General features: G+C 48.3%; 12 protein-coding genes. 5 read left to right on the top strand and 7 right to left on the bottom strand.

The features are described from left to right. The 7 genes from HYW32_01115 to HYW32_01085 all read right to left on the bottom strand — a co-directional run. Window positions 1–344: hypothetical protein (locus HYW32_01115; protein ID MBI2589620.1), on the bottom strand; the 344-nt coding region annotated here is incomplete at its 3' end. Window positions 345–587: 243 nt separating this feature from the next. Beyond that, window positions 588–1,139, bottom strand: coding sequence for a PH domain-containing protein (locus HYW32_01110; protein ID MBI2589619.1), 552 nt, complete (start codon window positions 1,137–1,139; stop codon window positions 588–590). A 120-nt stretch (window positions 1,140–1,259) separates the two neighbouring features. Continuing rightward, window positions 1,260–2,309, bottom strand: coding sequence for an undecaprenyl/decaprenyl-phosphate alpha-N-acetylglucosaminyl 1-phosphate transferase (locus HYW32_01105; protein MBI2589618.1), 1,050 nt, complete (start codon window positions 2,307–2,309; stop codon window positions 1,260–1,262). A gap of 118 nt (window positions 2,310–2,427) precedes the next feature. After that, window positions 2,428–2,904 (bottom strand): nucleoside-diphosphate kinase, encoded by a 477-nt coding sequence (gene ndk / locus HYW32_01100; protein MBI2589617.1) that lies wholly within the window; start codon window positions 2,902–2,904, stop codon window positions 2,428–2,430. Window positions 2,905–2,998: 94 nt separating this feature from the next. Next, entirely contained in the window at window positions 2,999–4,273 is a 1,275-nt protein-coding gene (locus tag HYW32_01095) for an insulinase family protein (GenBank protein MBI2589616.1), read from the bottom strand. A gap of 1 nt (window position 4,274) precedes the next feature. Beyond that, window positions 4,275–4,871 (bottom strand): VTT domain-containing protein, encoded by a 597-nt coding sequence (locus HYW32_01090; GenBank protein MBI2589615.1) that lies wholly within the window; start codon window positions 4,869–4,871, stop codon window positions 4,275–4,277. A 76-nt stretch (window positions 4,872–4,947) separates the two neighbouring features. Beyond that, window positions 4,948–5,562, bottom strand: coding sequence for a phosphatase PAP2 family protein (locus HYW32_01085; protein MBI2589614.1), 615 nt, complete (start codon window positions 5,560–5,562; stop codon window positions 4,948–4,950). A 32-nt stretch (window positions 5,563–5,594) separates the two neighbouring features. Between HYW32_01085 and HYW32_01080 the strand changes: the two genes are divergently transcribed. The 5 genes from HYW32_01080 to ychF all read left to right on the top strand — a co-directional run bounded on the left by HYW32_01080 (window position 5,595) and on the right by ychF (window position 8,748). Then, a complete protein-coding gene (locus HYW32_01080) occupies window positions 5,595–6,485 on the top strand; it encodes a tyrosine-type recombinase/integrase (GenBank protein MBI2589613.1) in 891 nt (296 codons plus the stop codon). Between the two features lie 37 nt (window positions 6,486–6,522). Continuing rightward, the gene (locus tag HYW32_01075; protein MBI2589612.1) at window positions 6,523–6,942 is read left to right on the top strand and encodes a hypothetical protein; all 420 of its coding nucleotides are present in this window, start codon (window positions 6,523–6,525) and stop codon (window positions 6,940–6,942) included. 50 nt (window positions 6,943–6,992) lie between these two features. Next, complete coding sequence (locus tag HYW32_01070; protein MBI2589611.1) at window positions 6,993–7,247, top strand: hypothetical protein; 255 nt, start codon at window positions 6,993–6,995, stop codon at window positions 7,245–7,247. 3 nt (window positions 7,248–7,250) lie between these two features. Next, window positions 7,251–7,550, top strand: a complete 300-nt coding sequence (locus HYW32_01065; protein MBI2589610.1) for a hypothetical protein — start codon at window positions 7,251–7,253, stop codon at window positions 7,548–7,550. A 94-nt stretch (window positions 7,551–7,644) separates the two neighbouring features. After that, on the top strand, window positions 7,645–8,748 hold the full coding sequence (ychF, locus tag HYW32_01060) for a redox-regulated ATPase YchF (GenBank protein MBI2589609.1): 1,104 nt from the start codon (window positions 7,645–7,647) through the stop codon (window positions 8,746–8,748). Window positions 8,749–8,816: the final 68 nt, after the last annotated feature.

Raw genomic sequence — 8,816 nt, 5'->3', positions numbered from 1 at the left:
TAAAGGGCTTTGGTGTTACTGTCATTGGCATAGTTTCTAACCTTCAGTCGGGATGCCGAACCGGTGACTTCTAAAAGATCAGAGCTTGAGAGGGTGTAGTCGCCGGCGGTGGCGAAGGTCCAGTTGTTGGTGGCGGCGAAGACTGTGCCAGAAGAGATGCTACTTAAAACTAATGAGAAAATCAGGGCTAGGTGCAAACCAAGAGCCGCCCAGTGAATTTGGCGATGATGCGGGTGGTGATGCCACTGGTGATAGCTTGAAAAACGCTCAAGGAGATGCTTGTGAGCCCGCCTAACAAAACCACGATCACCAGCTGTGACACAGTAACTGTGAGTACATTCCACGCTTTACCCCTCCTCTACCCCGCAATGGATAGTGATGCTCTAAGGGTGTTGTTCTTCAAGCTGATGCTTGTTCGAGCGAGGTCAGTGACCGAGCCGAGAACTACCCATCATCCATTACACATTACTCCTCACTGACCGTGAGCGAGCATAGATTTAGTATATCGCATAAGCTCCGAGAAACTGTGGATTACTTACACCTCCCATCTTACACCTACAAGGTGTTCGGTGGGAGGTGTAAGTTTGTTATCCCAATTGTCGCTTAGGTGGTTTCTTTTTGATTTGAGTTGAGGTTATTAAGGGATTGTCTTTGCGAAGTTTAGCTGCGGTGCGAAGCACGGCCTGATGAACTGCTTGCGGATCGGTCACACCCACCATATCAATTTCCGTGAACGAAGCTGTTTGGATTTCAACGTTTCCATAATTTAAGAGGGTTGGGAAAATACCTCTAACTTCAAAGGTAACATCTTGGAGATTTTCAAGCGGCACCTCGGCAACAGTCCGATGAAAGAGTTGCTTTTGATCGATATCGATCAAGCGCTGGTTGGTAAGAATGTAGATATCGTTCCACCATTCATACCATGTCAGCCAGACAAGAGCTGGAATAAATATCAACCAGATGGCGATCAGAATCGAGGTCACGAGGCTAGCGCCAAAAACCGCAAAGGCAACGACTGGAATTAGGGTGCCGGCCAACGTCAGAAATGCCTGACGTGCCATTGTCCAGGGATGACGACGCCACATAAAAAGCACCTCTTCACCATCTCGCTGACCGTCGAATAAGTACTTTCCCTCCATAAAAATTTACAACCCAAAAGCCGGAAGAGCCGTGAGTAGAACCATGGTCAAAATTGTCACAACAACAAAAATCCATAAACCCAATTTGCGTAAAGTTCTTTTCATGGATTAAGCATATTCCTAATGATTTTGTTTTGCTTTAATTACAAGTAGCATACCAAGGATTACGAGCCCTGCAACTAGCCAACCCAGAGCGACAACTTTGCCTTCCGTGCCGGTATTAAGAGCGATTAAGCCAAAGAGAGCGGCGATCGAATAAAGCATCAGTGTGGCAGTGCGCGGATGAAAACCGGCATCAAGAAAACGATGGTGGAGATGTTTGCGATCTCCTTGCATGAGCGGCTGGCCGGTAAGAAGGCGACGCAGAACCACCCAGACAGCATCAAAAATTGGAATTCCGAGCACGAGCGCCGCGGTTGCTAGTTTCGCGCCCGAGATAATGGCAAAAATGCCCACCATATAACCTAAAAACATCGAACCAGTGTCGCCAAGAAAAATCGAGGCTGGGTTCCAGTTGAAGGGTAGAAAACCCAAAGTAGCGCCAGCGAGAATGATCGCCAGAAGAGCGGTTGCGGGTTGATCGACAAACGGCTCCAGGGCAAGGAAAGCAATGGCAAGGCTCGCGATAATGGAGAGACCCGAAGTCAAGCCATCCAAGCCATCGAACCAATTCATCACATTGATCATTGCCAGAAGCCAAAGCGGGACGATAAGATATGTCCAGTTGCCAAGGAGAATATCGGGGCCACCGAATGGATGACTCACCCACCAAATTTTTACGCCAAAGAGAACTACTGTGAGAGTTGCGATCATTTGAAAGAGAAGTTTAACACGCGGCGGCAGATCGTATTTGTCATCAACCACACCCAGTGCAACGAGAATCAAAGCGCCCGCGAGCACTCCAAAAAGATTTGCATCAAGACCGAGAATGGCCATGTCGACGAAATGAAGCTGGCTTGGATTGGTTATGAGTATATAAACTACGACCGTGAAAAAACTGCCGATGATCGCCAAACCACCGAGTTTAGGTGTGGTGCGAACATGAATATGTCGCCCGCCGGGTTTGGCAATTGCGCCCCAAATAAGAGCAAGCTTCCTAACTAATGGGGTGAGGCTAAGCGAAACTAAAACGGCGGCAAAGAAGGGAATCAAAAGTTGCGAGATGTTCATCGTCAATTATTTGTCAACATTTCGGGCGTGGCGTGAGGCTGTTGATGCAGATTGAACGCGAGCTGACTTGCGTAAAGAAAATTGTTTGGGCAATTTCTTACACTTAATCATAGATGCGTTAATTTCGTTCATCTTCGGCGTAAACCATCGGCCAATCAGCGCGTTGATAGTCGTCAAAAAGTTCACGGTCGTCGAAAAAACGTTTTACTTCCTGGTTCGCAATCTCAATACTCTCTGAAGCATGAATAACATTCTGTTGATGCGACAGAGCAAAATCACCTCTAATCGTGCCGGGAAACGCATCTGTGCCTTTAGTCGGGCCTGTCATTGCCCGAACAACATTCACACCATCCTTACCTTCTAAAACCATCGCCAGCGCCGGCGCTGAAGTCATGAAGGCAATCAGCTTGGAGAAAAAGGGCTTGTCTTTGTGATGGGCGTAATGTTCCTCAAGGAGTTCGACTGGGAGTTTGAGAAACTTCATCCCAATTAGCTTCAAGCCGCGGCGCTCAAAACGATGCAAAATCTCGCCGATAATCCCCCGCTGAACACCATCGGGTTTAATGATTACGACCGTTCGTTCAGTTGTATTCATAGTGCCTTTCTGATTGGGGCTTCCTTACTCTTCCTTTTACATGTAATCGCGAGCGAAGTGTGACGATCAATGAAATAGTAAGCGGTAAATTGCTTCACGTAAAGACTCGCTCAAGGATTGGCAGGAAATCTGATTCCTCAAATGGACCAATCGCTGCCAGGTTTAGTCGACTCGAGACAAAGAGCTCTTCCGCGAGTTCTTGCACTTGCTTTGTCGTCACGGCTTCAATTTTAGCGATTAACTCTTCAGGCTGAAATTGCTGACGATAATAAAGTTCTTGTTGCGCTAGAAAAGCCGAAATTTCAGACGACGACTCAAGTTCGAGCGCGAGTTTGCCCTTAAAATGCTCCTGAGCCTTTTTAAGTTCAGCAGGCAAAATGGGCTTGCGACGCAAGAGATCGAGTTCATTCAAAATCACTTTGATCGCCTCTTGCGCATGCGAGTTGCGCACCCCGGTTGCAATGACGAGATTACCGGTGTCGTGATAAGTATCAACACTTGAGCGCACATAGTAGGCCAAGCCCCTTTTTTCACGCACCTCATTGAAAAGCCGCGAACTCATCGAGCCACCCAGAATTGTGTTTAAGATTGCCAGAATTGGCAAACGCTCATCGGTTTCTTTAATGGCCGGCAGGGCGAGCGCAAGATGAGTTTGATCGGTCTGGCGGTTTTCGACTCGCACTTGTGGTGCGCTACTTATTATACGAACGTGATCAAATTGTTTTATGCGTTTGCCCTGTTTTTGCGCAAATAAATTTTGAATTTCTTTTTGCCAGTCATAAGTGGCGGGATTACCGGCGACTGCCAAAATAAGATTATCAGGCGTGTAAAAATCTTTTTGGTAATCTACGAACGTAGTATGTGTAAAGCTGGTGACAGTTTCTTTGCTACCAGCGATATTTCGTCCCAGCGGCGTGTCGCCATACAACAAGGATTTTAGGACATCCCAGACATGACGTTGAGGTAGATCGCGATACATATTTATCTCCTCAATGATAACACCCTTTTCACGCTCAATATCCGCTTCGGCATAACAAGGGTGATAAAACATCTGGTGGAGCACATCAAGCGCAAGCAAAAAATGTTCAGCCGCCGCTTGCACATAAAAACCCGTATACTCTTCTGACGTATAGGCATTAAAGGCCGCACCGATACCGTCGAGTGTTTCAGCTAGCGCCTGTGGGCTTGGATATTTTTCCGTGCCTTTAAATAAAATATGCTCCAAAAAATGCGAGATGCCGTTTTGAGTCGGGTTTTCAAAACGCGAACCAGCGCCAACTAGAAAGAGCAGAGTCATCGCCTTCGTTTCATGTTGGGGCGCTGTTAAAATTCTTATACCATTCACGAACGTAGAACGTGTAAAATTCATGTCAGCCTTTCTTGCGACGTCTCATATATTCTACGATTGGTGGCAGAATAGAAACTAAGATAATAGTTGCGATAATTGGCAAAAGCAATTGATCCACATTCGGTATGATACTCCCTAAAAAATAGCCCAAAAACGGCACGCCAACTGCCCAGAGCGCTCCGCCAATAAGATTATACAAGATGAAAGTTTGATAACCCATCTCGCTGATCCCTGCCACGATCGGGGCAAATGTTCGAATGAAAGGTATAAATCTGGCCAGCACGATCGTCCGACCGCCGTACTTAGCATAGAACTCACGAGCGCGAATTAAATGCTCCTGCTTAAACCAGCGACTATTGGCGCGCTTAAAAAGCGCTGGGCCGATGTTTTTGCCAAAGGCGTAGCCGACGCTATCGCCAATCACTGCCGCCACAAAACTGCCGACGATCAAGAGGCTAAGATTTAAATAACCTTGCGAGGCTAAAAAACCAGCTGTAAAAAGCAAGCTATCACCGGGTAGGAAAAAACCTATCAATAAGCCCGATTCGGCAAAAACGATCCCAAAAACACCCAGGAGTCCGACTGTTTTAATGAGTTCAGTAAGTTCAAAATCAAACATTTGAGTCCTCGCGATATTCGGGATCGCCACAGTTGCGCCCTCGCGATGACATGAAGATGCACAATAACTTCATCGTTTAGAGCCCTAAATTATTTATTAAGCGTGTAACGGGTGCGGCAAAGTAATGTCTGAATTGAACCCTAAATTTCCAGAGCAAAAACGCGCTTGCGATGCCGAGGAGCGTCCCCGCTAGAATATCGCTAAACCAATGAGTGCCCGTGATAATCCTAGCAGAAGAGATCAAAAGGCTAACCAGTAAAAGCGCGTGACCGACGCGACGCCAACCAAGAAGATAGGCGTAAGCAGTGAGCGCAAATAGGAAGGCCGCATGATCAGAAGGAAAAGATTCATCGGGGCGATGAAAAAAAACTTCCTTGACGCCATTGCCAGCCGAGATGGGGCGCTCTCTAAAGTAAAATGCCTTAATAATCCGGCTCAAAATCTGCCAGGCGAGCAGTCCGGCGGCTGTGAACTCAACGAGTCGAATGCGATCTGTCAGCCAATTTTGAGAGCGGGCGCTAAAACGAAGCCAAAACCACGCGCCAAGGAGCAGAAGCGGCGTAAGGTAAATAAACCATTCAGCTATCACGCGCAAAACAAGATCGAGGGCCGACGAAATGCCAACCAAACTATTGACGTTTTTAAGTAAAGATCGGTCGAGTTGGTCGACCGCAAGTAAAAAATTCAACATATATGAGTATGGTACATGCTATAATACCCGCGATGCAACTTTCTCAAGCAATTCGACGTTTTTTAGAAGATTGCGAACTCGCACAAGGCCTAGCACCGCGAACAATTGAAAACTATGAGCACTATTTAGGCCGTTTTCTAGACTTCACACATAACATAAATGTCGGCGCACTCACCGACGAGCATGTTCGAACCTATCGGCTAAAATTAAACGAACGTGAATTGAGTCGCGCGACACAGAATTACCACCTCGTTGCCCTAAGAGCGCTCTTGGGTTGGCTGGCAAAACAAAATATCCGAACTCTTTCAAGCGAAAGAATTGACCTACCGGGCGCCGAAACGATTGAAGTAAATTTTTTGGACAGAGAGCATCTCGCCAAACTCTTAGCCGCGCCTAATCTTCGCGTCCAAAAAGGAAAGAGAGACCAAGCGATTCTGGAGACGCTCTTTTCAACCGGTTTGCGTGTGGCCGAACTCGTGCGGCTCGACCGCCAAGAAGTGGAAAATAGGGAAGAGGTGAGTGTGGTGGGGAAGGGCAGAAAACGCCGAGTCGTCTTTCTCTCTCCTGGCGCTCAAAGCGCCATTAAAACATATGTCGCCGCGCGAACAGATGATGATCCGGCGCTTTTTGTAAGGATCAAGCGGAACGGAGAAAGCGGGGGGCGACTCACTCCAAGAACTATCCAGCGTTTAATTCAAGGCTACGCGGCCCAAGCCGGTTTGGCTGAACACGTTACTCCGCATACATTGCGCCATTCTTTCGGAACAGATTTACTCCGATCCGGGGCTGATTTGAGATCAGTCCAGGCGCTACTGGGTCATTCCTCGGTGGCCACAACTCAGCGGTACACTCATCTCACCGATCAGCATCTCCACGAGGTCCACAAAGCTTTCCATGGTCGGAAAAGGATAAACAGTAAGTAAGAAACTCTTGAAAAAGTAATGTAAAAGCCTTAATGCATTGACCCGTGCGGAAGTTTGGACTACTCTGCCTGATTGCTCGGCCTATATTGAGTTGAGTAAAGAAGAGGAGGTTTTTACAATTCATACGTCCAAAGAATGCCAAGATAAAATTGAACGGCTGATGGAAACGCTCATCCGCGAGCCGGGTTCGATCCGGGAGAGCGCTTATCAAGCCGGTCGGATCGAGGGCGCGGTGATGTTACTCTTCGAGCGCGCCGAAGAACAAGAGTTACCAGCTCTGCGCCGTTGGATCGGGAAGGTGCGGAGTCCGATCGGCCGCTGTTCGCAGTGGACTTTCCGAGCGCTTTTTGAGGCGCTTGGAGAGTTCTATCAACAACATAACGAGAAAAAACCGAGACCGAAAAAGAAGGGGATGATGGAAAAATGGAGGAATCTAATAAGAGGCGTTCTGACCTAAGTCTCGCAAAGGAACGGAAGCGCGAACTCGTATTCGCCTCCTTCCACGCCATGATCAACCGGATAATAACCGGGCAAGGCGCGGGCGAGTACGAGATGAGAAATGCAATAAATGAGTTATTGCTACTTTCGGTCGACGCGCCACATGGCAGTGATCGAGAAAAGGTCATTCGAACACACATCACCGAGGCGCTCGAGGCGCTCGATCAGTCAAGCTACCGCGAGCAAAATCGCGCTCTGCTCCGCGAGCTCGATCTTCTCTACGCCTACCTCAACCAAGGCGGACTATGCGAAGGAAGGCGGTAAAAAGTGAGCGATGAAGATTTTCGCAATCTCATCGACTCCATTCACACAAAGTGTTGGGAGTTGAGCGAACCCGATATCTGCGCCCATGATAAAATCGGCGCAGTCGTCAAGGATGTGGAAGGCAAGCTCAAGGCTTTCTTTCGCATCCGGCGCGAGCTTGCAAGACTGCAACGCGCCAAATTGCTTGGGATGCTCGAGATTTCGATCGAACTTCTCAATCAAAGGCCAGGTAGGCGGGGCGAAAACATCGAAAGGCTAAAAACCTCGATGATCGCCCTGCGAGCCAACTTGCGCTCCGCCTAATCACACACCCGGCAAGAGCTCCTCAATGGAGCCGCCGGGCTTTTCTTTTACCAGACCCTTTCTATTCAGGAGAGGATGCAGTACAATTTCGCCCATGTCACTCACGATTGGGATTGTTGGACCCCCTAACGTTGGTAAATCAACGCTTTTTAACGCGCTCACGAAAAAACAGAACGCGCAAGCAAGTAATTTTCCTTTTACCACGATCAATCCAAACATCGGGATTGTGGATTTGCCCGATAATCGACTCCAAAAACTTGCCGAGCTTGTTCAGCCAACGCGAATTGTGCCAGCAACGGTGACTTTTGTGGACATTGCCGGACTCGTTGCCGGCGCTCATCAAGGCGAAGGTTTGGGCAATAAATTTCTGGCCAATATCCGCGACGTTGATGCGATTGCTCTCGTGGTGCGGGATTTTACCGATCCAGACGTTGTGCATGTGACAGGTGTCGTCGACCCGCTTGAAGACATTCACATTCTTCAAACCGAATTGGCGCTCAAAGATTTGGAGACTCTTGAACACGCTCTCGCGAATCTGGAAGGGAAGATTAAAGCTCGTGATCCTGAAGCGACTACTTTGCAATCTCTCCTCAAGCGAATCAAAACCGAAGTCGAGCAGGGCAGGGGAGTCCGTTCGATCCCTCTTTCGCAAGCAGAAAGTGCACGCCTCAAATCATTTCGACTTTTAACTGCCAAAGCTATGCTGTGTGTGCTCAATGTGTCAGAAACAAAACTTGACAAAACAGGGGAGCGAATCAAGGAATTGATTGAGGCCGAGCCGAGCTTATTTGCCAGCACACCATTGGTTCCAATCTCGGCCAAGATCGAAGCCGAACTCTCAACGCTGAACGAAAACGAACAGATTGAATATCTAGCCAGTCTCGGCTTCAAGGAACGAGGCTTGGATCGCCTAATCCGTGAGGCCTTTGCCCTGCTCGGCTTAATCACCTACTTTACGGCCGGACCGAAAGAAGTGCGAGCCTGGACAATCCAGCGAGACGCAACCGCGCCTCAAGCGGCTGGGGTGATTCATACTGATTTCGAACGCGGTTTCATCAAAGCCGAGGTGATTAGTTGTGCCGACTTTCTCACCTACCACGGCAAGGATGGCGCCCAAAGCGCCGGTAAATTGCGACAAGAGGGCCGAGACTATGTGGTTGCCGATGGCGATGTCATTGAGTTTAGATTCAATGTCTAAAAATTATTGAGCGCCAACTCTTTACCCATAGCGATTAGTTTGTTACACTCCACTCCTGAAAGAACAGA

This window comes from Candidatus Berkelbacteria bacterium (genome assembly GCA_016187225.1).
Lineage (GTDB): Bacteria > Patescibacteriota > UBA1384 > JACPKC01 > JACPKC01 > JACPKC01.
Note: the sequence above shows the minus strand (reverse complement) of the source record. Positions and strands in the feature narration are given on the sequence as shown.

Coding starts and splice junctions, on each gene's coding strand:
- ychF (MBI2589609.1), top strand. CDS start 7,645: ATGTCACTCACGATTGGGATTGTTGGACCCCCTAACGTTGGTAAATCA.
- ndk (MBI2589617.1), bottom strand. CDS start 2,904: ATGAATACAACTGAACGAACGGTCGTAATCATTAAACCCGATGGTGTT.
- HYW32_01085 (MBI2589614.1), bottom strand. CDS start 5,562: ATGTTGAATTTTTTACTTGCGGTCGACCAACTCGACCGATCTTTACTT.
- HYW32_01105 (MBI2589618.1), bottom strand. CDS start 2,309: ATGAACATCTCGCAACTTTTGATTCCCTTCTTTGCCGCCGTTTTAGTT.
- HYW32_01070 (MBI2589611.1), top strand. CDS start 6,993: ATGATCAACCGGATAATAACCGGGCAAGGCGCGGGCGAGTACGAGATG.
- HYW32_01095 (MBI2589616.1), bottom strand. CDS start 4,273: ATGAATTTTACACGTTCTACGTTCGTGAATGGTATAAGAATTTTAACA.
- HYW32_01090 (MBI2589615.1), bottom strand. CDS start 4,871: ATGTTTGATTTTGAACTTACTGAACTCATTAAAACAGTCGGACTCCTG.
- HYW32_01080 (MBI2589613.1), top strand. CDS start 5,595: ATGCAACTTTCTCAAGCAATTCGACGTTTTTTAGAAGATTGCGAACTC.
- HYW32_01110 (MBI2589619.1), bottom strand. CDS start 1,139: ATGGAGGGAAAGTACTTATTCGACGGTCAGCGAGATGGTGAAGAGGTG.